General features: G+C 68.0%; 21 protein-coding genes. 11 read left to right on the top strand and 10 right to left on the bottom strand.

The features are described 5' to 3' along the window. The first annotated feature begins 1 nt into the window (after position 1). On the top strand, positions 2 to 1,054 hold the full coding sequence (locus tag CFB47_RS34050; RefSeq protein ID WP_089463853.1) for an aldose 1-epimerase family protein: 1,053 nt from the start codon (positions 2 to 4) through the stop codon (positions 1,052 to 1,054). 22 nt (positions 1,055 to 1,076) lie between these two features. Here the strand turns inward: CFB47_RS34050 and deoR are convergent, their stop codons facing one another. After that, positions 1,077 to 1,847, bottom strand: a complete 771-nt coding sequence (deoR, locus tag CFB47_RS34045) for a DNA-binding transcriptional repressor DeoR (RefSeq protein ID WP_089460035.1) — start codon at positions 1,845 to 1,847, stop codon at positions 1,077 to 1,079. A 146-nt stretch (positions 1,848 to 1,993) separates the two neighbouring features. On the opposite strand from deoR, the gene deoC reads away from it, so the two are divergent. The 3 genes from deoC to CFB47_RS34030 all read left to right on the top strand — a co-directional run bounded on the left by deoC (position 1,994) and on the right by CFB47_RS34030 (position 4,276). Continuing rightward, positions 1,994 to 2,674, top strand: a complete 681-nt coding sequence (deoC, locus tag CFB47_RS34040) for a deoxyribose-phosphate aldolase (RefSeq protein ID WP_089463852.1) — start codon at positions 1,994 to 1,996, stop codon at positions 2,672 to 2,674. Between the two features lie 215 nt (positions 2,675 to 2,889). Continuing rightward, positions 2,890 to 3,717: a hypothetical protein gene (locus CFB47_RS34035; RefSeq protein ID WP_089444053.1), complete on the top strand. Its 828-nt coding sequence runs from the start codon at positions 2,890 to 2,892 to the stop codon at positions 3,715 to 3,717. Positions 3,718 to 3,808: 91 nt separating this feature from the next. Further along, positions 3,809 to 4,276 (top strand): hypothetical protein, encoded by a 468-nt coding sequence (locus CFB47_RS34030; RefSeq protein WP_089463850.1) that lies wholly within the window; start codon positions 3,809 to 3,811, stop codon positions 4,274 to 4,276. 115 nt (positions 4,277 to 4,391) lie between these two features. Here the strand turns inward: CFB47_RS34030 and CFB47_RS34025 are convergent, their stop codons facing one another. Then, positions 4,392 to 5,303 (bottom strand): LysR family transcriptional regulator, encoded by a 912-nt coding sequence (locus CFB47_RS34025; protein WP_089463849.1) that lies wholly within the window; start codon positions 5,301 to 5,303, stop codon positions 4,392 to 4,394. 171 nt (positions 5,304 to 5,474) lie between these two features. Between CFB47_RS34025 and CFB47_RS34020 the strand changes: the two genes are divergently transcribed. The 5 genes from CFB47_RS34020 (at position 5,475) to CFB47_RS34000 (ending at position 11,524) form a co-directional block, all read left to right on the top strand. After that, on the top strand, positions 5,475 to 6,665 hold the full coding sequence (locus tag CFB47_RS34020; RefSeq protein ID WP_089464288.1) for an MFS transporter: 1,191 nt from the start codon (positions 5,475 to 5,477) through the stop codon (positions 6,663 to 6,665). A gap of 13 nt (positions 6,666 to 6,678) precedes the next feature. Next, entirely contained in the window at positions 6,679 to 6,981 is a 303-nt protein-coding gene (locus tag CFB47_RS34015; protein WP_089444051.1) for a helix-turn-helix transcriptional regulator, read from the top strand. Between the two features lie 269 nt (positions 6,982 to 7,250). Beyond that, a complete protein-coding gene (locus tag CFB47_RS34010) occupies positions 7,251 to 8,831 on the top strand; it encodes an MFS transporter (RefSeq protein ID WP_089464287.1) in 1,581 nt (526 codons plus the stop codon). 12 nt (positions 8,832 to 8,843) lie between these two features. Beyond that, positions 8,844 to 9,920: an HlyD family secretion protein gene (locus tag CFB47_RS34005; protein WP_089463848.1), complete on the top strand. Its 1,077-nt coding sequence runs from the start codon at positions 8,844 to 8,846 to the stop codon at positions 9,918 to 9,920. Next, positions 9,917 to 11,524 (top strand): efflux transporter outer membrane subunit, encoded by a 1,608-nt coding sequence (locus CFB47_RS34000; RefSeq protein WP_089463847.1) that lies wholly within the window; start codon positions 9,917 to 9,919, stop codon positions 11,522 to 11,524. The genes CFB47_RS34005 and CFB47_RS34000 overlap by 4 nt, the downstream gene beginning before the upstream one ends. A gap of 13 nt (positions 11,525 to 11,537) precedes the next feature. On the opposite strand, the gene CFB47_RS33995 is transcribed toward CFB47_RS34000, so the two are convergent. Together CFB47_RS33995 and CFB47_RS33990 are read right to left on the bottom strand one after the other, a co-directional pair. Then, positions 11,538 to 12,485 carry an ATP-binding protein gene (locus CFB47_RS33995; protein ID WP_373453177.1) on the bottom strand — a complete coding sequence of 316 codons (948 nt, stop codon included), beginning with the start codon at positions 12,483 to 12,485 and terminating at the stop codon, positions 11,538 to 11,540. A 26-nt stretch (positions 12,486 to 12,511) separates the two neighbouring features. Further along, positions 12,512 to 13,420: a DMT family transporter gene (locus CFB47_RS33990; RefSeq protein WP_089463845.1), complete on the bottom strand. Its 909-nt coding sequence runs from the start codon at positions 13,418 to 13,420 to the stop codon at positions 12,512 to 12,514. A gap of 90 nt (positions 13,421 to 13,510) precedes the next feature. On the opposite strand from CFB47_RS33990, the gene CFB47_RS33985 reads away from it, so the two are divergent. Next, a complete protein-coding gene (locus CFB47_RS33985) occupies positions 13,511 to 14,311 on the top strand; it encodes a helix-turn-helix transcriptional regulator (RefSeq protein ID WP_089463844.1) in 801 nt (266 codons plus the stop codon). A gap of 75 nt (positions 14,312 to 14,386) precedes the next feature. Here CFB47_RS33985 and CFB47_RS33980 read toward each other — a convergent pair whose 3' ends face one another. Together CFB47_RS33980 and CFB47_RS33975 are read right to left on the bottom strand one after the other, a co-directional pair. Continuing rightward, entirely contained in the window at positions 14,387 to 14,872 is a 486-nt protein-coding gene (locus tag CFB47_RS33980; protein WP_089464286.1) for a DUF1772 domain-containing protein, read from the bottom strand. After that, the gene (locus CFB47_RS33975) at positions 14,869 to 15,699 is read right to left on the bottom strand and encodes an NmrA family transcriptional regulator (protein WP_089463843.1); all 831 of its coding nucleotides are present in this window, start codon (positions 15,697 to 15,699) and stop codon (positions 14,869 to 14,871) included. The genes CFB47_RS33980 and CFB47_RS33975 overlap by 4 nt, the downstream gene beginning before the upstream one ends. Positions 15,700 to 15,793: 94 nt before the next feature. Here CFB47_RS33975 and CFB47_RS33970 point away from each other — a divergent pair, with 94 nt between their 5' ends. Beyond that, a complete protein-coding gene (locus CFB47_RS33970; protein WP_089463842.1) occupies positions 15,794 to 16,465 on the top strand; it encodes a TetR/AcrR family transcriptional regulator in 672 nt (223 codons plus the stop codon). Positions 16,466 to 16,527: 62 nt separating this feature from the next. Here the strand turns inward: CFB47_RS33970 and CFB47_RS33965 are convergent, their stop codons facing one another. From CFB47_RS33965 to CFB47_RS33950, 4 genes are all read right to left on the bottom strand, one after another. After that, positions 16,528 to 17,382 (bottom strand): 3-hydroxybutyryl-CoA dehydrogenase, encoded by an 855-nt coding sequence (locus CFB47_RS33965; RefSeq protein WP_089460024.1) that lies wholly within the window; start codon positions 17,380 to 17,382, stop codon positions 16,528 to 16,530. 38 nt (positions 17,383 to 17,420) lie between these two features. Beyond that, complete coding sequence (gene bktB, locus CFB47_RS33960) at positions 17,421 to 18,614, bottom strand: beta-ketothiolase BktB (RefSeq protein ID WP_089460023.1); 1,194 nt, start codon at positions 18,612 to 18,614, stop codon at positions 17,421 to 17,423. Positions 18,615 to 18,662: 48 nt separating this feature from the next. Next, positions 18,663 to 20,291: an electron transfer flavoprotein-ubiquinone oxidoreductase gene (locus tag CFB47_RS33955; RefSeq protein ID WP_373453176.1), complete on the bottom strand. Its 1,629-nt coding sequence runs from the start codon at positions 20,289 to 20,291 to the stop codon at positions 18,663 to 18,665. An 81-nt stretch (positions 20,292 to 20,372) separates the two neighbouring features. Further along, positions 20,373 to 22,163, bottom strand: coding sequence for an acyl-CoA dehydrogenase (locus CFB47_RS33950; RefSeq protein WP_069250176.1), 1,791 nt, complete (start codon positions 22,161 to 22,163; stop codon positions 20,373 to 20,375). Between the last annotated feature and the right edge of the window lie 227 nt (positions 22,164 to 22,390).

The following is a 22,390-nucleotide window of genomic DNA, read 5'->3' as shown; positions in this document are numbered from 1 at the left end:
CATGCGAGGCGAAATCGAACTGCGCCGCGACGACTTCCGCGACACGCCGCGCACGCTGTATCGCACCGACGGGCTCACCGTCACCGCGTTCGCGTATCCGTCCGGCGTCGAGGCGCTGACGCTCGAGAACCGTCGCGGCCGCCTCGTCGTGCTGCCGTATCTCGGCCAGATGATCTGGGCCGCCGCGTTCGACGGCCGCGACCTGACGATGAAGCACATGTTCCGGCAGCCGAAGCGCGCGGCGTCGATCATCGATACCTATGGCTGCTTCATGTTCCACAGCGGGCTGCTGCGCAACGGCTGCCCAGGGCCGGACGACACACATGCGCTGCACGGCGAGATGCCGTGCGCGCCGATGGATCGCGCGAGCGTCGTCGTCGGCGTGGATGCGCGCGGCGCGTTCGTCGAAGTGACCGGCGAATACGAATACGTACAGGGTTTCGGCAGCCACTATGTGGCGCGCCCGTCGGTACGGCTCGCCGAGCACGACGCGCAGATGACGATCGCGATGGAGGTGACGAATCTCGGCGGCACGTCGATGGACCTGATGTACATGGCGCACCTGAACTATGCGTACGTGCCGGGCGGTCGCTTCGTGCAGGCGTTGCCTCCGGGCGGGTTGCGGTTGCGCGACAGCGTGCCCGCGCACGTGAAGCCGACCGCCGCATGGCGCGACTACACGGCCACGCTCGCGCACGAGCCAGAACGGCTTCACACGCTCGATGCGCCTCCGCTGTACGACCCGGAGATCGTGTTCTTCATGAACGGGGCGGAAACGGATGCGGACGGCGTCGCACATTTCCGGCTCGAACATCCGGACGGCGGCGCGTTCCATACCGCATACCGCCCCGAGCAATTCCCGCATGCGACGCGCTGGATCCTGCACAACGCGGACCAGCAGGTCGCCGCGTTCGCGCTGCCGTCGACCTGCGAACCGGAGGGGTATGAAGCCGAACGCCGCAAGGGCCATGTGGCGGCGCTCGCGCCGGGTGCGACGCGCCGCTTCGAAGTCGTCACCGGCTACCTGAGCGCGGCGGAAGCCCGCCATGCGTGAAGCGATGCGCGGCCGCGCGGCGTCAGGTCACGAGCGCGATCCCGTGTTCGCGGATCGCCGTTTCGTAGCGGCGGCTCAGTTGTCCGTCCGAGATCACGTAGTTGAAGTCGGTCAGCTCGGCGAAGTAGGCCGCGCGCACTTCGTCGAACTTCGTGTGGTCGACGAGCAGGAAGCGGTTCTGCGCGCGCGCCATCACCTTCTTCTTCGCGTCGACTTCGTGGAAATTGAAGCACGTGACGCCGCAGCGATCGCTCACGCCGGCGGCCGAGATGAACGCCTTCGACACGCGCACCGTGTCGAGGATGCCCGCCTCGGCCACCGACTCGAACACCATGTTCTTGCGGTGGTACGCGCCGCCGCACAGGATCACGCTGCAATGCGGCTTCTGCTGCAGCTTCGCGAACACGTTCAGCGAATTGCAGACCGCGGTGAATTCGAGGTCGTCCGGAATGAAGTCGACGACGAACGGCGTGGTCGAGCCGCAGTCGACGAAGATCGTGTCGCCGGTCGTCACGAACTGCGCGGCCAGCTTGCCGATGCGGCGCTTCTCCTCGGTCTGCCGGTTGTTCTCGGCGCTGATCACGTACTCGCCGATGTCGCTGCGCTGCGCGGCGAAGTGGCGCGTCACGTAGCCGCCGATCAGGCTCAAGCCGTGCGGGTTGTCCGCGAGATCGCGGCGGATCGTCATCTCGGATACACCGAACAGCTCGGCCACTTCCTTCAGATGAATCGCGTTCTGCCCTTGCAGCACGTTCATCAGTGTCTTGATCCGTTCGCCTTTCTTCGTTTCCATGCCAGTATCCTGCGTGCCCGCCGCATCCGTCGCTCGTCGTGCCGGGCGCGCGGGCCCGGCCGGAATGTCGTATTTGTAACAAACCGATGTGAAAACATCAACTTTACGTGTGCCCCTCCGGCACACGCTCCGTGGAGTCCTGAAACATGCCGCTTTCCAACGCCCAACTCGCTCAAACCATCGATCACACGCTGCTCGCGCCCGACGCGAGCGACGCGCAGATCCGCGAACTCTGCCGCCAGGCGGCCGAGCATCGCTTTTACTCGGTCTGCGTGAATTCGGCGAACGTGCCGCTCGCCGCGCGCGAGCTGGCCGATACCGGCGTGCTCGTCTGCGCGGTGGTCGGCTTTCCGCTCGGCGCCGGGCTGTCGGCCGCCAAGGCATTCGAAGCCACCGCCGCGATCGCGGCGGGCGCCGGCGAGATCGACATGGTGATCAACATCGGCGCGCTGAAGAGCGGCCGCGCCGACGACGTGAAGGCCGACATCGACGCCGTGCATCAGGCATGCGGCGCGGTGCCGCTCAAGGTGATCCTCGAAACGGGGCTGCTGACCGACGACGAGAAAGTGCGCGTGTGCGAGATGTGCCGCGATCTCGGCGTCGCGTTCGTGAAGACGTCGACCGGGTTCGGCCACGGCGGCGCGACGCTCGCCGATGTCGCGCTGATGCGCCGCACGGTCGGCCCCGTGCTCGGCGTGAAGGCGTCGGGCGGCGTGCGCGACCGCGCGGCCGCGCTGGCGATGATCGAGGCCGGCGCGACGCGGCTCGGCACGAGCTCGGGGGTGGCGATCGTGACGGATCAGGGAGGTGGCGCGGCGGCATATTGAGTGACGCCCCGGCCGGCGACGGATTCACGGACGCGGCCGCGATGGTACGCTTGGCGCTCCCGCGCGCCGATTCGCGTGCGGCCCCCTCATGTGATTTCGCGTCCCTCCACGACGATCTCGTGGAGATCGGTTATCCGCGCGCCACCGCGGACGATCGCTAGCGCAGGACACACGCACGCCGCATCGGACCATCTTCTCGTCGACAGGGAGCCAGCATGGCCAATCGATCCTATCTTTATAGCCTCGGCAACCGGCCGACCTCGTATGAAGATCGTCCCGACACGATATCGGGGCTGTCGGAATGGGCGTACGACGTGCCATTCATGTATCGGTTACTGATGTCGTGCGATCCGCAGCCCTGCGCTTCGCTGATCTCGGATGGACTCGACGGCACGAAAGTGCCGCTTCATGCAATCAGCAGCCCGTTCGCACCCGGATTCGAGCGTGTCAGGCGTTTCGTCGCGATCGTGAGGGTGCTGATCGAATCGCACGCGGTGCCGACGCCGGCCGCTCCGCCGCCGGAAACCCCGGGGAAATCGACGCTCATGGACCGGATGCGGCGCTGGGCGGGCCTGGCACCGGCCCCGGCGGCGTCCAGACCCGCACCCGCGTCGATACCGGCGGCACCCGCCGCACTCGACCATCTGCCCGACTGGCTGGACGAGACCCTCGCATTTCTCGAGCAGCATCGCGACCAGTACCTGCTGCTCGAAACCGTCGAACTCGACGTGATGTCCGAAAGCGATCCGGATGCGTTGCGCGGGCTCGTCGACGCCGAGATCGGCCGCTGCCGTCGCGTGGGTGCGGCCTACGAAGCGTTGCCGGGCGACACCGCGGAGGCGGCTCGCGTGCTGCAGCGCGCCGCGGCCGAACGGCACCCCGCGCCGCTCGATGCCTTTTTCGGCCTGCGTTTCGACGACAACTGCGACAGCACGCGCACCGGCGAAACTGAACATCCGCTGGGTCTTGAATGGAACGACGTACTGTACTTCGAGCTGTTCAATCGAGCGCAATTCGATGCGCATCAGGGCAAATCGGACTGACACTGCCTTTACCGTTCTGCGGAAGGACGCAATGCCGGCAGCAAGATGCGCGCGCACCCTGTTCAACGCCATGCAGACCCATCGGATACCAATGAAACGCCAGCCCATTCTCCTGATGTGGATTGCTGCGTCCGGCCCCGTTCACGCCGGCGACACGCATGCGGATCTGTGGTCGGGCTGGAAAGCAGGTTTCATGAAGATCATCGCGCGTCTCTTTGCAGCGGGCATCGCTCTGGCTGCCGTATTACCGTCGATCGCTGCGGCGGCGCCTTCGACGAAACCGACTGAACTAACAGGCGTCCTCACGGATGGAGGCGGTATCGACGATCTGAGTATCGTGGTCCGCACCGAGAGCGGACGTCGCATCGATGTGTATTGCGTCCAGATGTGCGGCGCCGACTGGTTCGTCGAGAACGGTGGCGCGATGAAGTTGAAGAAGGCACTGGTGGGGCGACGGGTCAGTCTCCGCTACGCGACTGAAATCAACAACGATCGCGTGGCAGGCCCGGGGCGCGATGAAGAGATCGACGTGGTCAAGCGCGTACGTCTGCTGCGCTGACCGCTGCCGGCGGCGCGCCGCGCCCGCCTGTCGATCGCTTCGATCACGCCGACGTGCCATCCGATGATGCCGCTCGACGCGCGTTCGACATGCACGGACAGCATGCTCCGCTCGTTCAACCACCCGCCCCCACCCCCGCGATCCGCTCACGCAGCCGCGGCGCCACGAAATCGAGAAACGCGCGCAGCTTCAGCGGCATCGGCGCCTGCCCCTTGTGCACCAGGCTGACCGGCAACGGCTGCGATTCGAACGCGTCGAGCACCACGTCCAGCGTGCGATCGCGCAGCGCCTGCGCAACCTGATACGACAGCACGCGAATCAGCCCGACACCGAGCACCGCGGCATCGACGGCCGCCTCGGCCGTATTGACCGCGAAGCGCGAATGCACGGGCACCGTCAGCTCGCCCTTCTCGCCGTCGAACACCCACGCGCGCCGCGACGCCAGCACCTCGAACGTGATGCATTGATGCCGCGCCAGATCGGCAGGTTCGGCGGGTGTGCCATGCGCCGCCAGATACGCCGGGCTTGCGCAGATCACGCGGCGCACGCTGCCGACGCGGGTCGCCATGAAGCTGCTGTCGGGCAACTCGCCGATCCGCAGCGCGACGTCGATCTGCTCTTCCATCAGGTGCGTGACGCGATCGGTCAGCACCAGTCGCACGTCGATCTCGGGATAGTGGACGAGGAACGCAGCCAGCACCGGCACGATATGCAGACGCCCGAACACGATCGGCGCGGTGACGATCAGCTCGCCGCGCGGCGCCGCATATTCGCCAGTGGCGGCACGCTCGGTTTCCGCGATGTCGTCGAGGATGCGCCGGCAACCGGCGACGTAGGACTCGCCGGCCTCGGTCAGCGACAGTTGCCGCGTCGTGCGATGCAACAGCCGCGTATTCAGGTAGGCCTCGAGATCCGCGATCTTGCGGCTCACGGTCGCCAGCGGAACGCCGAGCTGGCGCGCGGCGGCCGACATGCTGCCGGCATCGATGACCGCGACCAGCATGGACATCGATTCGAGACGATTCATATTACCTCTCGAATTTCGGAAAGATGATTCCAGATTCTGGTGGATTATCTTTACCAGTGCAAGGCAGTACGCTTCTTTCACCGCGTCGTCGCCGGCCGATTCCGTTGTCTGCGGCGGCCGATCGCCATGAAAAAGGAGCCTGCCATGAACGAATTCCCTGGCGCGTCGGGCATGCCGCCCATCGCGCCGCCTGCCGCCACGCCGCCCGCCACCGCGTCGCGCGGCAAGATCGTCGCGATGGCCGCCATCGCCGGCGCGGTCGTGACCAACATCTATTGCACGCAGCCGATCCTGCCGCTGATCGCGCAAGACCTGCATGTCGCCCCGGCGACGGCCGACCTCGTGGCCGGCGCGGCGCTGCTCGGCTTCGCGACCGGGCTGGCGCTGCTGCTGCCGCTCGGTGATCGCTACGACCGGCGCAAGCTGGTGCTGGGCCAGATCGTGCTCGCCTTCGCGTTCGCGGCGGCGTCCGCACTGGCGCCGGGCGTCTGGGCGCTGATCGGCGCCGCGTTCTCGCTCGGCGTGGTCAGCTGCGTGCCGCAGCAACTGGTGCCGTTCGCGGCCGTGATGTCCGCCCCCGATGAACGCGGGCGCAACGTCGGTACGGTCGTCACCGGCATCATGGTCGGCATCCTGCTCGGCCGCGCGGTCAGCGGCCTGATCGCCGCGCACGCCGGCTGGCGCGCGGTGTATGCGGTCGAAGCCGTCGCGATGGTGCCGGTGGGGATCGCCGCCGCGTGGCTGCTGCCGCGCGGCGTGCCGAGCACCACGCTGTCGTATGGCCGGCTCCTCGCGTCGCTGTGGACGCTGGCGCGCGCGCATCGCCCAATCCGCGAATCGATGGTCGTGCAGGCGCTGCTGTGGGCCGCGTTCAATGCGTTCTGGGTCAATCTCGCGGCGCTGCTCGCCGACGGCCCGTGGCATCTCGGCAGCGCGTGGGCCGGCGGCTTCGGCCTCATCGGCGCGGCAGGCGCGCTGGCCGCCACGATCGGCGGCCGGGCGTCGGACCGGATCGGCACGCGCCGCGTGATCGGCCTGGGCATCGCGATCGTGACGGTGTCCTACCTGATCCTCGCCGGCGCCGGCAGCTCGCTCGCCCTGCTCGTGATCGGCGTGGTGGTGCTCGACATCGGCGTGCAGGCCGGCCTGGTCGCGAACCAGACGCGTGCGTTCGCCGCCGATCCGAAAGCACAGGGCCGCATCAACAGCCTCTACATGACCGCGACCTTCGTCGGCGGCGCGCTCGGTGCCACCGTCAGCGGTGCGCTGATGGCCCGGTTCGGCTGGCACGGCGTGGTCGCGTTCGGTATCGCCGCCGGGCTCGCCGCCGCGCTCGTACATCGCTGCGGGGAACGGCGCTGAGCCGGCGCGCGCCATGATCGACGTCGATCTCGCTCACAAGGCGCTGGCGCATCCGTTTCGGCGGAACGTGCTGCGCTGGCTGAAGGCGCCCGATGCATGGCTGGCGGACACCGCGCGCCTTCGCTCACCGCACGGCGTACCGCTTTCGTCGATCGTGGCGCGCAGCGGGTTGTCGCAATCGACCGTGTCGGCGCACGTCGCCGTGCTGTGCGAGGCCGGCTTGATCGTGGCGACGACGATCGGTCAGTGGCGCTTCGTCGCCCGCGACGAGACAGCCATCGTCGCGTTCATCGCCAGCATCGTCAGCGAACTCTGACTCGCGGCACCGCGCCGCCGCGCCGCCGTTTCGCCACGCCCCGGCATCTACCCGGCTGCGCTTTTTTCATCGCGAGACACACACGCCGTACGGGAGCCCGTCGGCGTTTTTTTACGAGAACGCCCTCCCGATTTCCGAGAGGATGATTCTCGAATCAGACCAATTATCGGCAAATCCTGAAGGATGTATCGTGCTTTCACGGTGGCGATTTCGTGATCGCCGCCCGCCAGACCCCGCGCAATCCGAACCCATTCGAAACACTCGACATCATGAATACCGTTTCCTTGCCGGTCATCGCCGCGACGCCTGCGCCCCAGGCCGGCGCCGCCGCGCCGCCCACCCTGACGCCTCGCCTTGCGACCGGCCTCGCCGGCATGCTGCTCGCGTCCTTGCTGGCCATTCTCAACGAACAGGTCACCGCCGCCGCGATGGCCGACATCCGTGGCGCGTTCTCCATCGGCCATGACGACGGCAGCTGGCTGACCGCGCTGTTCGAGGCGGCCAACGTCGCGACCATGGTGTTCGCGCCGTGGTTCGGCGTCACCTTCACGCTGAAGCGCTTCACGATCGGCGCAGTGCTGGCGACACTGATACTCGGCGTGCTGTGCCCGTTCGCGCCGGGCTTCGCCGGGCTGACCGCGCTGCGCGTCATGCAGGGCATCGCCGGCGGCTGCCTGCCGCCGATGCTCATCATCGCGGCGCTCCGCTACCTGCCGCCGAAAGCGAAGCTGTACGGGCTCGCCGGCTATGCGATGACCGCGACCTTCGGGCCTGCGCTCGGCACCCCGTTCGCCGCGCTGTGGACCGAGTTCGCCGACTGGCGCATGGTGTTCTGGCAAATCGTGCCGCTCGGCATCGCGTGCTGCGTGGCGATCGGCTACGGCCTGCCCGCCGATACACCGAAACCCGAACGGTTACGCGCGTTCAACTGGTCCGGATTCCTGACCGGATTCCCCGCCGTAGCGATGCTCGTCGTCGCGCTGCTGCAGGCCGACCGGCTCGACGGCTTCGAGTCGGCGACGATCCGCGCACTCACGGCAGGCGGCCTGACCCTGCTCGCCGCCTTCCTCGTCAACGAATGGTTTCATCCGCTGCCGTTCTTCCGGCTGCAACTGCTCGCGCGCCGCAACTTCACGCACGGACTGCTCACGCTGGCCGGCGCGGTGACGCTGCTGACCGCGGTGGCCGCGATACCGGGCCACCATCTCGCCGGCGTGCACGGCTACCGGCCGCTGCAGACCGCGCCGCTGTCGCTGCTGGTCGCCGTGCCGCTGCTGCTCAGCCTGCCGCTGACGGCTGCGCTCCTGAACCTGCGGTGGGTCGATTCGCGCTGGGTGCTCGCCACCGGCTGCCTGCTGATGGCGCTCACCTGCGTCGCGGGCAGCCGGATCACGGCCGAGTGGATCCGCGACGACTTCTACTGGCTCCAGTCGCTCCAGATCGTCGCGCAACCGATGTTGATCCTGCCGATCCTGATGGGCGTCACCACCGGCCTGCCGCCCGCCGAAGGGCCGTTCGCGTCGGCGATGTTCAATTCCCTGAAAACCTTTTCGGCCGCGCTGGCCACCGGCCTGCTCGAAACATGGGGCACGGCCCGCGAACACCTGCACTCGAACCAGCTGGCGGACCAGCTCGGCAACCGGGCGCAGTTGAGCGCCGGGGCCGTGCTCGACAACGCAACCGGCCTCGCTCCGCTCGCGCACCGGCTGCACGAGCAGGCGCTGGTGCTGGCCTCGGCCGACCTGTACCGGCTGGCCGCCTGTGTCGCGTTCGCCCTGCTGCTGCTCGTGCCGCTGCTGCCGGTGCGGATCGCACCACCGTGGGCCCCGCAACCTCCTTCCTCGCACTGAGAGACGATCGCCATGTCATCCGCCATCTCCCCCAAGCACAAGGCGCTTGCCGCCGCCGCGCTCGTGATCGCCGTCGGCGTCGCGGCCTGCGCCGGTACGCACCGCCTCATCGATTCGCATACCGAAACGACCGACGACGCGTACGTCGCGGCCGACTTCACCCTCGTCGCACCGCGCGTCGCCGGGCCGCTCGTCGAAGTCCTCGTCGACGACAACCAGCCTGTACGGGCCGGCCAGTTGCTGCTGCGCATCGACGACCGCGACTTTCGTGCCGCGCTGACGAGCGCGCAGGCCGACGTGGAAGCCGCCCGTGCGGCAGTGGCCAACGACGACGCCGAGATCGCCCGCCAGCCGGCGCTCGTCGACCAGGCGCGCGCCGCACTGCGCGCCGACGACGCGGCCGTGCAATTCGCGCAGGCCAACGACGCCCGCTACCGCGACCTGGCCGACAACGGCGCGGGCACCGCGCAGGAACAGCAACGCGCGGCCAGCACGCTGGCCGGGCAGTTGGCGAAACGTGCCGGCGACGCGGCCGCGCTGGCGTCGATCAGCCAGAACCTTGCCGTGCTGCGCGCCCGGCGCGACCAGGCAAACGGCGCACTGGCCCGCGCCGAGGCCGCGCTCGACCAGGCGAAGCTGAACCTGTCCTACACGGAAGTCCGCGCGCCCGTCGACGGCAAGGTGGGCCGGCGCACCGCACGGGTCGGCGCCTTCGTCACGCCCGGCGCGCCGCTGCTCGCGATCGTGCCGCTCGCCGACGCTTACGTGATCGCGAATTTCCAGGAAAACCAGATCGGCGCGATGCATCCGGGCGACCGCGTGCGCATCCGCGTCGACAGCCTGCCGGGTGTCAGCATCGCGGGCCATGTCGCGAGCCTCGCGCCGGCCACCGGCGTGAGCTTCGCGCCGATCGCCCCCGACAACGCCACCGGCAATTTCACGAAGGTCGTCCAGCGCGTGCCGGTCAAGATCGCCATCGACGGGCCGCACGAGCAGGCCGCCGCGCTGAGCGTGGGCCTGTCCGTCGAAGCGAGCGTCGACACCGGCGCGCATCGCGAGGCCGCGACCCAGCAGGAGGCACAACGATGAACCCGATTCGGATCCTGCGCGCGGCGACGCTTGCGCTCATCGCCGGCGCCGCGCTGACGGCCTGCACCATGGGGCCGAACTTCGAGGCGCCGGCCAGCACAGTGCCGCCCGTGTTCGCACGCACGCAAACCCTGCAAGCGCCCAGCCAGCCCGTCGAGGCCGCCTTCAACGCCGACTGGTGGACCCTGTTCGACGACCCCGTGCTGAATACGCTCGAACAGCGCCTGGCCGACGCCAATCTCGACGTCGCGGCCGCGTCGGCACGGCTGCGGCAGAGCCGGGCCGAACGGCGCGTCGCCGGCGCGGCCGAGCTGCCCACGCTCGCCGCGGCCGGGTCGTACGACCGCGAGCGCGGCAGCGAGAACGGCATCCTGTCGCTGCTCGGCGTCACGCCGAGCGCGCCGCCCACGCAGTCGGCCTCGGGCGATACGCCGTTCGGCGTGGCCGCCGCGCCCGGCTCGTCGGGCTCGCCTGCCTATAACCTCTACCAGGCCGGCTTCGATGCGTCGTGGGAACTCGACCTCTGGGGGCGCGTGCGGCGCGGCGTCGAAGCGGCCGACGCGCTGACCCAGGCCTCGTACGAAGCGCGCAACGCGGTCTTGCTGTCGGCCCGCGCGGAACTCGCACGCGACTACCTCGAACTGCGCGACGCACAGGCCCAGTTGCGGATCGCCCGGCACAACCTCGCCATCGCGCGTGACCTGGAGAAACTCGTGCGCATTCGCCGCACGGACGGTGTGACGACCGATCTCGACGTGGCCAATGCGGCCGCGCAGGTGGCCTCGATCGAAAGCCGGCTGCCGATGCTGGAATCGCGCCGAGAAACGCGCGCCAATGCCATCGGCGTGCTGCTCGCGCAACCGCCCGGCGCGCTGGCCCCGATCCTCGACGCACCGCATGCGGTGCCCGGGCTTCCGGCAAGCGTGCCGATCGGCTTTCCGTCCGAACTCGCACGACGCCGGCCCGACATTCGCCAGGCCGAGGCGCAGCTACATGCGGCGACCGCCGCCATCGGCGTGGCGCAGGCCGACTTCTATCCGCGCATCACGCTGAACGGCAGCGCCGGTTTCCAGAGCCTCCAGCTGTCGAGTCTCGCCAGTTGGGCGTCGGGTCAGTTCGTGATCGGGCCGTCGATCTCGCTGCCGATCTTCGAGGGCGGGCGCCTGACGGGCATGTTGAACCTGCGCCGGGCACAGCAGCAGGAAGCCGCGATCGTCTATCAGCGCACCGTGCTCGAAGCATGGCGCGAGGTCGACGATGCGCTGGTGGTCTATCACGCCGAACAGCAGCGCCACGATCGACTCGTCGCGATCGTGACGCTGAACCAGCGCGCGCTCGCGATTGCGCAGCAACAATACCGGTCCGGTGCGGCCGACTATCTCGACGTACTCAACGCCCAGCGGCAATTGTTCGACGCGCAAGGCCAGCAGGAGACCAGCGAGGCCGACGCGGCGATGCATCTCGTCACGCTGTGCAAGGCGCTCGGCGGCGGCTGGGAGACGCGCTTCGGGCCCGCGGCAAGCACCGGGCGCGCGGATCCGACGATGTCGCCTGCCCACGGCACGATCGTACAAACGCGAAGCCGAAAAGGGGAAGTCGACTGATCAACGCGCGGCATCAGCCCGCTCGCAATGCGCGGGCGCTTTCATCCGCGTCACCTTCGTCCGCCATCCGCCCGATGTAATCCCGCACGAACTGCACGGCAATCCGGCCCGACCGCGCACCGCGTTCCAGCGCCCACTGCAGCGCTGGTTCGCGCGCCGCGCGAATCTGCTCCGCATCGAAGCCGGCTTCGCCCAGCCGGCTGTCGACAACAGCCAGATACGCGTCCTGCGTGAACCCGTAGAACGTCACCCAGATCCCGAATCGCTCGGATAACGAAATTTTCTCCTCCACCGCGTCACCCGGATGCAGCTCGCCGTTCTCCGCACGCGATACGTTCGCGTTGTCGCTCGCCTGCTCGGGCATCAGGTGGCGGCGATTCGACGTCGCGTACACGAGCACGTTCGACAGGTCGCTCGCGACCGAGCCGTCGAGCACCGTCTTCAGTTCCTTGTAGCCGGTCTCGCCCGCCTCGAACGACAGGTCGTCGCAGAACACGATGTATCGTTCCGGCCGCGCCCGCACCAGCTCGACGATCGCCGGCAAATCGCTCAACCGTTCCTTGCCGACCTCGATCAACCGCAGCCCGTGCGGCGCGAACGCATGCAGGCACGCCTTCACGATCGACGACTTCCCGGTGCCGCGCGCGCCGGTCAACAGCACGTGATTCGCCGCGAAGCCGCGCACGAACTGCCGCGTGTTCCGTTCGACGATCGCGACCTGTCGCTCGACGTTGCGCAGCGCATCGAACGCGATGAGCGCGGGCGCCGCGACCGGTTCGAGCGGCGCCGCTCGCGGCCCGCCGTCGAAGCCGCGCCAACGGAATGCAACGGCCGCGTCGAAATCGACGGGCGCCGGCTGGCCGGTGCCCGCCAGCGCTTCGAGCGCGGCTGCGATCCGTTCGAGCTGATGCGTAAGCGCCGTTGCATCGACGGAAGCACGCGCGTCCGGCAGCGCGGCCATCAGGTTCTGCACGTCGCGATCGCCGCTCATTGCCGCGCCCCTTGCGACGCGCTCGCCTGGAACGGAAACCGCTGCGCGATCGCCACGCCGACGAGCGCCACGCCGCCGCCGATCAGGTGATACAGCCGCAGCGATTCGCCGAGCAGCACGATCGCGCCGCCGGCCGTCATCACCGGCAGCAGATTCATGAACATCGCGCAACGGCTCGGGCCGAGCAGCCGCACGCCTTGCATCCACAGATACGGCAGCACCACCGACGCCAGCCCGCCGGCATACAGGATCAACGGCACGCTCGCACGCGTCGGCCACGCCGCCTGCGCGGGCAAGCGCAGCAGCATCGGCACCATGAACACGAGCGCGGCGAGCGCCTGCACGTAGGTCGACTGCCACGCCGGCAGCGCACCGATGCGCCAGCGCTTCAGCAATACGCCATACAGCGCATAGGCCGCCGACGCGGCCAGCATCAGCAGGTCGCCCGTATGCACGCCGCGCGCGGCGATCGTCGTCGGGTGCCCTTCGGCAATCAGGTAGACGACGCCCGCGAGCGACAGCACCCCGCCGCCGATCATGCCGACGCTGGGCGGATCGCCGAGCAGCAGCGAGCTGAGCGCCATCGTCATCAGCGGCACGAGCGCCGTGATGATCGCCATGTTGGTCGCGCTGGTCGTTTTAGCGGCCTCGTAGGACAGGCTCTGGAACAGCGCCATCGCGAGAAAGCCGAGCACCGCGAGCTGCGGCAGGTGCGCGACGAGCGCCGCGCGATTGCGCCACGCGGGGCGCAGCGTGAACACGCTCATCAGCGCGACGGCGAGCAGCAGCCGATAGAAGGTGATCGCCGACGGGTCGATCGTCGACGCCGACAGCTTCGACACGACCACGTTGCCGGCCCACAGCGCGATCGCGCAGAAGGGAAACAGAAAAGGAGACTTGTTCATCGCATTCGACGGATTACTATCCTGACAGGGGGTTGGCGTGGATGGGAACGCCATCGTGCCCGCCCGTCCACCTGCCTGTCTCACGCCAAAATGTCACGACTTGTCGCCAATCGGACACTCGAGTCCACGCCGCCCGGCGCTCACCTGCCATTCGAATCGACGCCGATGCCCGTATCGGCGATGGCGGCGACGTACGCACACGGCACGTCGATCGCGCCGCACCGGCATCGCCGCGCGCAGTTGCTCTATGCGATCGAGGGCGTGATGCACGTGCAGTCCGAAGGCGCGTCGTGGGTCGTGCCGCCGACGCGCGGCGTGTGGCTCGAAGCCGGTCTCGACCACACGGTGCAGATGAGCGGCGACGTGCAGATGCGCACGGTGTTCGTCGAGCCGGGCGCGGTCGAGCACCTGCCCGCGCGGAGCTGCGTCGTGGAAGTGCATCCGCTGCTGCGCGAGCTGATCCTCGCCGCCGTGGATGTGCCGCTCGACTATGCGCCGGGCTCGCGCCACGATCACCTGATGCACCTGCTGCTCGCCGAGGTGACGGTCGCGCCGCTGCTGCCGCTGTACCTGCCGTGGCCGCACGACCCGCGCCTGCGCACGATCTGCGACGCGCTCGTCGCCGCGCCCGACGACCTGCGCACGGTCGCCGAATGGGCCGACCTGCTCGGGCTGTCGGTCCGCACGCTGCATCGCGCGTTCCGGCGCGAGACGGGGCTCAGCTTCCGCCGCTGGCGCGAACAGGCGCGGCTGCTGCTCGCGCTCAAGCGCCTCGCGCACGGCGAGAAGGTGCTGACCGTCGCGATGGATCACGGCTACAGCAGCCAGAGCGCGTTTTCCGCGATGTTCAAGCGGCATTTCGGCGTGTCGCCGTCGGCGTTTTATGCGTAGGGCGGGTTCGTGCGCGGCACGCTCGCCGAACGCCGGTTGCCCGCGCAGGCCGCGCCCACCGCATGACGCGCGCCGCTAGCGCACGGCAATCCCCGCGATGAAGCACACGCACGCGGCGGCCGACGCCACCGTGCGCACGTGATTCCACATCGTCCAGTCGTGCACGTAGCGCGACCACAGCGCCGCGCCCTGCGCGGTCGCCGGATCGGCCGCGGCGAGCGCATCGTTGAGCGGCACGTTGACGGCCATCGTCACCGCGAACATCCCGACCACGACCAGCACGCCGCCCGCGACCGCCAGCATCGCGCCCGGCTGCTCGCGATGGAACAACGCGAGCACGACCAGCGCGAGCGCCATCAGCGTCGTGACGAGGAACAGCGGCATGAACGGCGAACGCACGATGTCGACGTTGATCGCATTCATCGCAGCCACGCCGGCCTGCGGCGCAATCCGTCCGAGCGACGTCATCACGAACGTCGAGAACGCGAAATACACGCCTGCCATCAACCCACAGCCGACGGCCGAGCCCCACAGCAAGGCGGTGGTCGCGAATGCGATCATGATCGTGCACTCCACACGCCGGTGGCGGCCGTCGCGCGCGCATAGTCGGCGAAATCGCGTGCCGGCCGCCCGAGCGTCGCGTCGATGCCGTGCGTCACCGCGCTGTTGCGCCCGTCGAGCACCACGCGGAACAGATCGTCGAGCAGCGCGACAATCGGCTCCGGTACGCCCGCCTCGCGCAATCCGGCGACGAACGCATCGGCCGGAATCTCGCGATAGACGACCGGCCGGCCCGCGGCCCGTGCGATTTCTTCGACCGCTTCGGCGAACGTCAGCGCGCGCGGCCCCGTGACCTCGATCACGCGGTTCGCGAACCGCGCATCGGTGAGCGCGGCCACCGCTACATCGGCGATGTCGTCCGCGTCGACGAACGGCTCGCGCACCGCGCCGGCCGGCAGCGCGACTTCACCGGCCAGCACGCCGTCGATCAGGTAGCCCTCGGAGAAGTTCTGGTTGAACCAGCTCGCGCGCACCACGCCCCACCCCACGCCCGACGCCTGCAGCGCGGCCTCGGCGGCCTGCGCGCGGGGCTCGCCGCGCCCGGACAGCAGCGCAACCCGCTCGACACCGTGCTCCCGCGCCAGCCGCGCGAATGCGGCGATCGCATCCACCGCGCCTTCGACGGCCAGATCGGGCTGGTAGGTCACGTACGCGGCCGATACGCCGTCGAGCGCGGCCGGCCACGTGTCGGGCACCGTCCAGTCGAAGCGGACGGCCGATGTGCGCGACACGGGGCGGGTCGCGATGCCGCGCGCACGCAGCCGGGCATCGACGCGGGCGCCCGTCTTGCCCGAACCGCCGACGATGAGGATGGGAAGTGCCGACATGACCGTCTCCTTTGACTAAAATACGAGAATGTCTCGCATTTCAAAAACACGATAGACTCTCGCATTAGCAACGTCAAGTTTTTCTGGAGGCGGCATGGGCCGACGAAAATCGGGGCAGAACGACAGGCCCGAAGCGGCAGCGGACACGGCGGATGCCCCGGCGCGCGCACGGCTGGTGCCGACGCAGCAGCGCAGTCGCGAGCGGTTCGAGCGCATCCTTGCGTGCGCATCGGAGGTGATGATCGAGAAAGGCTGCGATGCGTTCCGGATGAGCGACATCGTCGAACGCACGGGCATCTCGTTCGGTTCGCTGTACCAGTACTTCCCGGACAAGGCGGCCGTGATCGGCACGCTCGCGGAGCGCTACAACGAAGCGGGCCACGTCTGCGTGCGACGCGACCTCGCGACGATGAAGACGCTCGACGACCTGCACACCACGCTCGCCCGCATCACGGACAGCTACTACCGGATGTTCGTCGACGAGCCGCTGATGCGCGACATCTGGCGGGCCACGCAGGCCGACCGCGCGCTGCAGGCACTCGACCGGGCAGACGGGGAATTCCTGGCGGGATTGTTCGCGGATGCGCTGGGCGAAGTGGCGCCCGAGATTCCGCATGCGCAACGGAGCACATTCGCCGAGCTGATGATGATCCAGATCGCGGCGGCCGTGCGCCATGCGATCACACTGCCGCCGAAGGCGGCGCAGCAGATTCTCGCGATGTTCAAGCGTGCGCTGCCGCGGGATCTGTCGGTGCTGGGCGCGTAGTCGTGCGTTTCAATGCACGCGGCCGCCCGAAGACGGCCGCGCGAAGTGGCAATACTTGCCGCTTACTTGCTGTAGTCGTACACCCCACGCCCGGTCTTCCGCCCGAGCCTGCCTGCCGTCACCATCTCGCGCAGCAGCGGGCACGCACGATACTTCGGATCGCCGAAGTCCTTCACGAACACGTCCATCACCGCGAGGCACACGTCGAGGCCGACGAGGTCGGCCAGCGCGAGCGGCCCGATCGGGTGGTTCGCGCCGAGCTTCATCCCCGCGTCGATCTCCTCGGCCGACGCAATGCCTTCCGCCAGCACGAAGAACGCCTCGTTGATCATCGGGACGAGAATCCGGTTCACGACGAAGCCCGGCGAGTTGCGCACGCCGATCGGCGACTTGTCGAAACGCTCGGTCAGCTCACGCACCGCCGCGGCAGTCGCGTCGCTCGTCTGCAGCCCGCGGATGATCTCGACGAGCGGCATCAGCGGCACCGGGTTGAAGAAGTGCATGCCGACGAAGCGCGCCGGATCGGCGAGCGGCGCCGCGAGCGCGGTGATCGAGATCGACGACGTGTTGGTCGCGATGATCGCTTCGGGCCGCGCGACGGCCTCGATCTGCTTCAGGATGCGGCCCTTCAGCTCGACGTTCTCGGTCGCCGCTTCGATCACGATATCGGCCGACGCGAGCTTCGCGTAGTCGGTCGACGTCGTGATGCGCGCCAGCGCCGCATCGCGCGTGGCGGCGTCGAGCTTGTCCTTCGACACGAGCCGCTCGAGGCTGCCCTTCAGCGTCGCGATGCCCTTCTCGAGCGCCGCGTCGCTGACGTCGATCATCACGACGTTGAGACCCGCAACGGCGGCGGTCTGCGCAATGCCGTTGCCCATGGTTCCGGCGCCCACGACGCCGACGATTTCGATGGCCATGAAATTTCCTGTGTGTTCGGGTGCTGAGCGTTCGATTATCAGATGTTCTCGAAGATCGCAGCAATCCCCTGGCCGCCGCCGATACACATCGTCACGAGCGCGTAACGCCCGCCGATACGCTTCAGTTCGTACAGCGCCTTGACCGTGATCAGCGCGCCGGTCGCACCGATCGGGTGGCCGAGCGAGATGCCCGAACCGTTCGGGTTGACCTTCGCCGGATCGAGGCCGAGCTCCTGCGTGACCGCGCACGCCTGGGCCGCGAACGCCTCGTTCGCCTCGATCACGTCGAGATCGCCGATCTTCAGGCCCGCGCGTTCGAGCGCCTTCTGCGTGGCCGGCACCGGGCCGATGCCCATGTACGCCGGATCGACACCCGCGTGCGCATACGCGACGAGCCGGGCGAGCGGCTTCACACCCTGCGCGCGCGCGGCGTCCGCGCTCATCATCAGCACGGCGGCAGCCGCGTCGTTGATGCCTGACGCATTGCCGGCCGTCACGGTGCCGTCTTCCTTCTTGAACACCGGCTTCAGCTTCGTGAAATCATCCGCGCTGGCTTCGAGGCGCACGTGCTCGTCGGTGTCGAACGCCACTTCACCCTTCTTCGTGCGGATCGAGATCGGCAGGATCTGATCCTTGAAGCGCCCTTCCGCGATCGCGCGCGCCGCGCGACGATGCGATTCAAGCGCCAGCGCATCCTGCGCGTCGCGCGAGATGCCGTACTTCGCCGCGACGTTCTCTGCCGTCACGCCCATGTGGATCGTCTGGAACGGATCGTGCAGCGCGCCGAGCATCATGTCGACGAGCTTGCCGTCGCCCATGCGCTGGCCGAAGCGCGCGGCCGGCACGGTGTACGGAGCGCGGCTCATGCTTTCCGAGCCGCCGCCGATCGCGATGTCGGCGTCGCCGAGCATGATCGTCTGCGCGGCCGACACGATCGCCTGCAGGCCCGACCCGCACAGGCGGTTCACGGTCAGCGCGGGCGTGTGCTGCGCCACGCCGCCGTTGATCGCCGCGACGCGCGCGAGATACATGTCTTTCGGCTCGGTGTTCACGACGTGGCCGAACACGACATGCCCGACTGCGTCGCCCGGCACGTTCGCGCGCGACAGCACTTCGGCCACCACCTTCGCACCGAGATCGGTCGGCGAGAAATCCTTCAGGCTGCCGCCGAAATCACCGATCGCGGTACGGACACCGCTCACCACCACGACTTCTTTCGCTGCATTGCTCATCGTCTCACTCCGGTTCGTTCGCGCCCGCAGGCGCGGGGATGCGTTGCGTTACATGTTCGGGTAGTTCGGCCCGCCACCGCCTTCCGGCGTGACCCACACGATGTTCTGCGTCGGGTCCTTGATATCGCAGGTCTTGCAGTGCACGCAGTTCTGCGCGTTGATCACCAGGCGATCGCTGCCGTCGTCGTTCTTCACGAATTCATACACCGCCGCCGGGCAGAAACGCCCCTCCGGTCCCGCGTAGGTGCGCAGGTTCACGTTCACCGGCACGCTTGCGTCCTTCAGCGTCAGGTGCGCCGGCTGGTTCTCCTCGTGGTTCGTGTTCGAGATGAACACTGACGACAGTCGATCGAACGTCAGCTTGCCGTCCGGCTTCGGATACTCGATCGGCTGGCATTGCGATGCGGGCTTCAGCATCTCGTGATCCGCATGCTTGTGATGCAGCGTCCACGGCACGTTGCCGCCCATCACCTTCTGCTCGATCCCGACCATCAGCGTGCCGAGGTACAGGCCCTTCGCCATCCACTGCTTGAAGTTGCGCGCGCGGTACAGCTCCGTGTACAGCCACGACTGCTTGAAGGCATCCGGGTACGCGTTGAGCTCATCCGACTGGCGGCCGGCCTGCACGGCGTCGAACGCGGCGTCGGCGGCCAGCATCCCGGTCTTGATCGCCGCGTGGCTGCCCTTGATCCGCGATGCGTTCAGGAAGCCCGCGTCGTCGCCGATCAGCGCGCCGCCCGGGAACACCGTCTTCGGCAGCGACAGCAGCCCGCCCGCGGTGATCGCACGCGCGCCGTACGACACGCGCTTGCCGCCTTCCAGGAACGCGCGGATCGACGGGTGCGTCTTGTAGCGCTGGAATTCCTCGAACGGCGACAGGTACGGGTTCGTGTAGCCGAGGCCGACCACGAAGCCGACCACGACCTGGTTGTTGTCCATGTGATACAGGAACGAGCCGCCGTACGTATCCGACTTCAGCGGCCAGCCGGCCGTGTGGATCACGAGGCCCGGCTTGTGCTTGGCCGGATCGATTTCCCACAGCTCCTTGATACCGATCCCGTAGGCTTGCGGATCCGCGTTCGCGTCGAGCTTGAACTTCGAGATCAGCTGGCGGCCGAGGTGGCCACGGCAGCCTTCGGCGAACAGCGTGTACTTCGCGTGCAGCTCCATGCCGAGCTGGAAGTTCTCGGTCGGCTCGCCGTCCTTGCCCACGCCCATGTTGCCGGTCGCGACGCCCTTCACGGAGCCGTCGTCGTTGTACAGGATCTCCGCGGCAGGGAAGCCGGGGAAGATCTCGACGCCGAGCGCTTCGGCCTGTGCCCCAAGCCAGCGCGTGACGTTGCCCAGCGAAATCACGTAGTTGCCGTGGTTCTGGAAGTTGGCGGGCAGCGCCCAGTTGGGCGTCGTGACCGCGCTCTTCTCGGACAGGAACAGGAAGCGGTCTTCAGTCACATCGACGTCGAGCGGTGCGCCGCGCTCCTTCCAGTCGGGGAACAGCTCGTTGATCGCGCGCGGATCCATCACCGCGCCCGACAGGATGTGCGCGCCGATCTCGGAACCCTTCTCGAGCACGCACACGCCGATCTCGGTGCCTTTTTCGGCGGCCAGCTGCTTGAGCCGGATCGCCGCCGACAGCCCGGCGGGGCCGCCGCCGACGATCACGACGTCGTATTCCATCGATTCGCGCGGGCCGTACTGCGCGAGCAAGTCCTGTGTGGTCAAAATCCTGTCTCCTCCTGCGTCCCGACCGTCAGCCGGTCAGAACTGGTCTTCCGTCAACGCGAGCACGCCCTCGTTGCCCTTCGTGCCGACGATCGACGCTTCGAATGCGCCCGCCTGCACCAGCACGTGCTCCGCATAGCATTGCGCGATCGCGATCTTCGCATCGAAGAACGCCGGATCGCTCGCGCGGTTCGCGTGCGCCGCCACCAACGCGCGGCCCATCTGCCATCCGCACAGCACCACGCCCGCCAGCTTCAGGTACGGCACGCTGCCCGCGAACACCGCGTTCGGGTCCTGCTTCACGTTCGCCACCACGTAATCGACCACCGACGACAGCGCCTTCGCGCCCTTCTCCAGCTGCGCCTTCACCGACGCGGCCGCCGCGCCGTCCAGCTTGCCCAGCGCCGCCACCGTGTCGCCGATCTCCGCGATCAGCGCCTTCGCCACCGCGCCGCCGTCGCGCATCGTCTTGCGGCCCACCAGGTCGTTCGCCTGGATCGCCGTCGTGCCTTCGTAGATCGCCAGGATACGGGCATCGCGGTAATACTGCGCTGCACCCGTCTCCTCGATGAAGCCCATCCCGCCGTGCACCTGCACGCCGAGGCTCGCCACGTCGTTCACCATCTCCGTGCTCCAGCCCTTCACCACCGGCACCAGATACTCGTAGATTGCCTGATGACGCGCCCGCGTCGCCTCGTCCGAATGGCGGTGGGCAATGTCGCTGTGCGCGGCGGCCACGTAGGCCAGCGCGCGTGCGCCTTCGGTCAGCGCGCGCATCGTGCCGAGCATGCGGCGCACGTCCGGGTGATGGATGATCGTCACCGACTGCTTGGCCGAACCGTCCACCGGACGGCTCTGCACGCGTTCCTTCGCGAATTCCGCGGCCTTCTGGTACGCACGGTCGGCCACGCCGATCCCCTGCATGCCAACGCCGAAGCGCGCCGCGTTCATCATGATGAACATGTATTCGAGGCCGCGGTTTTCCTCGCCGACCAGGTAGCCGATCGCGCCGCCGTGGTCGCCGTACTGCAGCACCGCCGTCGGGCTCGCCTTGATCCCGAGCTTGTGCTCGATCGACACGCAGTGCACGTCGTTGCGTGCGCCGAGCGAGCCGTCGTCGTTGACCAGGAACTTCGGCACGATGAACAGCGAAATGCCCTTCACGCCTTCCGGCGCGTTCGGCGTGCGCGCCAGCACCAGGTGGACGATGTTGTCCGCCATGTCGTGCTCGCCCCACGTGATGAAGATCTTCGTGCCGAACACCTTGTACGTGCCGTCGCCCTGCGGCTCCGCGCGCGAGCGCACCAGCGCGAGATCGGAGCCGGCCTGCGGCTCGGTCAGGTTCATCGTGCCGGTCCATTCGCCGGAGATCAGCTTCGGCACGTAGCGCTGCTTTTGTTCGTCGGTGCCGGCCGTCAGCAGCGCTTCGATCGCGCCGTCGGTGAGCAGCGGACAGAGCGCGAACGACAGGTTCGATGCGTTGAGCATCTCGATGCACGGCGTCGCGATCAGCTTCGGCAGCCCCTGGCCGTCGTATTCGGACGGATGCTGCAGCCCCTGCCAGCCGCCTTCGACGAACTGGCGGAATGCTTCGCCGAAGCCCGGCGTTGCGGTCACGACGCCGTCTTTCCAGCTGCTCGGGTTGCGGTCGCCTTCGACGTTCAGCGGGGCCAGCACCTCGCCGCAGAACTTCGCGGATTCGTCGAGCACGGCCTGCGCCGTGTCGTAACCGGCATCCTCGAAGCCCGGCAACTGCGCAACGGCGTCGATGCCGGCCAGTTCCTTCAGCACGAACAGCATGTCCTTGACGGGGGCGTGATAGCTCATGGTCGATGTTCCAATCAGACGTTTTATGAGGGGCGCTATCGGGCTTGATGCGGGGAGAACCGGCTCAGGCCCGGGCGACGACGTGAGGCATCGTAATCCTAGGGCAGGCGATTCTTATTGTCATATCCGGCCCATGTGGTGACAAAATCGGCCACGGGATTGGGGGGTTGGGCGGGGGAAGGCTGGCTGGGTGGGGGTTTGGGCGGGATCTCGTTTGGCGGTTTGGG

Origin of the sequence: Burkholderia sp. AU27893 (assembly GCF_002223205.1) — a bacterium.
Lineage (GTDB): Bacteria > Pseudomonadota > Gammaproteobacteria > Burkholderiales > Burkholderiaceae > Burkholderia.
The sequence above is the reverse complement of the archived record's forward strand: the minus strand, read 5'-3'. Positions and strand labels throughout refer to the sequence as shown.

Bases quoted from the DNA above. Each gene is read 5' to 3' on its own strand.
- CFB47_RS34050 (WP_089463853.1), top strand. From the start codon at position 2: ATGCGAGGCGAAATCGAACTGCGCCGCGACGACTTCCGCGACACGCCG.
- deoR (WP_089460035.1), bottom strand. From the start codon at position 1,847: ATGGAAACGAAGAAAGGCGAACGGATCAAGACACTGATGAACGTGCTG.
- deoC (WP_089463852.1), top strand. From the start codon at position 1,994: ATGCCGCTTTCCAACGCCCAACTCGCTCAAACCATCGATCACACGCTG.
- CFB47_RS34035 (WP_089444053.1), top strand. From the start codon at position 2,890: ATGGCCAATCGATCCTATCTTTATAGCCTCGGCAACCGGCCGACCTCG.
- CFB47_RS34030 (WP_089463850.1), top strand. From the start codon at position 3,809: ATGAAACGCCAGCCCATTCTCCTGATGTGGATTGCTGCGTCCGGCCCC.
- CFB47_RS34025 (WP_089463849.1), bottom strand. From the start codon at position 5,303: ATGAATCGTCTCGAATCGATGTCCATGCTGGTCGCGGTCATCGATGCC.
- CFB47_RS34020 (WP_089464288.1), top strand. From the start codon at position 5,475: ATGCCGCCCATCGCGCCGCCTGCCGCCACGCCGCCCGCCACCGCGTCG.
- CFB47_RS34015 (WP_089444051.1), top strand. From the start codon at position 6,679: ATGATCGACGTCGATCTCGCTCACAAGGCGCTGGCGCATCCGTTTCGG.
- CFB47_RS34010 (WP_089464287.1), top strand. From the start codon at position 7,251: ATGAATACCGTTTCCTTGCCGGTCATCGCCGCGACGCCTGCGCCCCAG.
- CFB47_RS34005 (WP_089463848.1), top strand. From the start codon at position 8,844: ATGTCATCCGCCATCTCCCCCAAGCACAAGGCGCTTGCCGCCGCCGCG.
- CFB47_RS34000 (WP_089463847.1), top strand. From the start codon at position 9,917: ATGAACCCGATTCGGATCCTGCGCGCGGCGACGCTTGCGCTCATCGCC.
- CFB47_RS33995 (WP_373453177.1), bottom strand. From the start codon at position 12,485: ATGGCCGCGCTGCCGGACGCGCGTGCTTCCGTCGATGCAACGGCGCTT.
- CFB47_RS33990 (WP_089463845.1), bottom strand. From the start codon at position 13,420: ATGAACAAGTCTCCTTTTCTGTTTCCCTTCTGCGCGATCGCGCTGTGG.
- CFB47_RS33985 (WP_089463844.1), top strand. From the start codon at position 13,511: ATGTCACGACTTGTCGCCAATCGGACACTCGAGTCCACGCCGCCCGGC.
- CFB47_RS33980 (WP_089464286.1), bottom strand. From the start codon at position 14,872: ATGATCGCATTCGCGACCACCGCCTTGCTGTGGGGCTCGGCCGTCGGC.
- CFB47_RS33975 (WP_089463843.1), bottom strand. From the start codon at position 15,699: ATGTCGGCACTTCCCATCCTCATCGTCGGCGGTTCGGGCAAGACGGGC.
- CFB47_RS33970 (WP_089463842.1), top strand. From the start codon at position 15,794: ATGGGCCGACGAAAATCGGGGCAGAACGACAGGCCCGAAGCGGCAGCG.
- CFB47_RS33965 (WP_089460024.1), bottom strand. From the start codon at position 17,382: ATGGCCATCGAAATCGTCGGCGTCGTGGGCGCCGGAACCATGGGCAAC.
- bktB (WP_089460023.1), bottom strand. From the start codon at position 18,614: ATGAGCAATGCAGCGAAAGAAGTCGTGGTGGTGAGCGGTGTCCGTACC.
- CFB47_RS33955 (WP_373453176.1), bottom strand. From the start codon at position 20,291: ATGGAATACGACGTCGTGATCGTCGGCGGCGGCCCCGCCGGGCTGTCG.
- CFB47_RS33950 (WP_069250176.1), bottom strand. From the start codon at position 22,163: ATGAGCTATCACGCCCCCGTCAAGGACATGCTGTTCGTGCTGAAGGAA.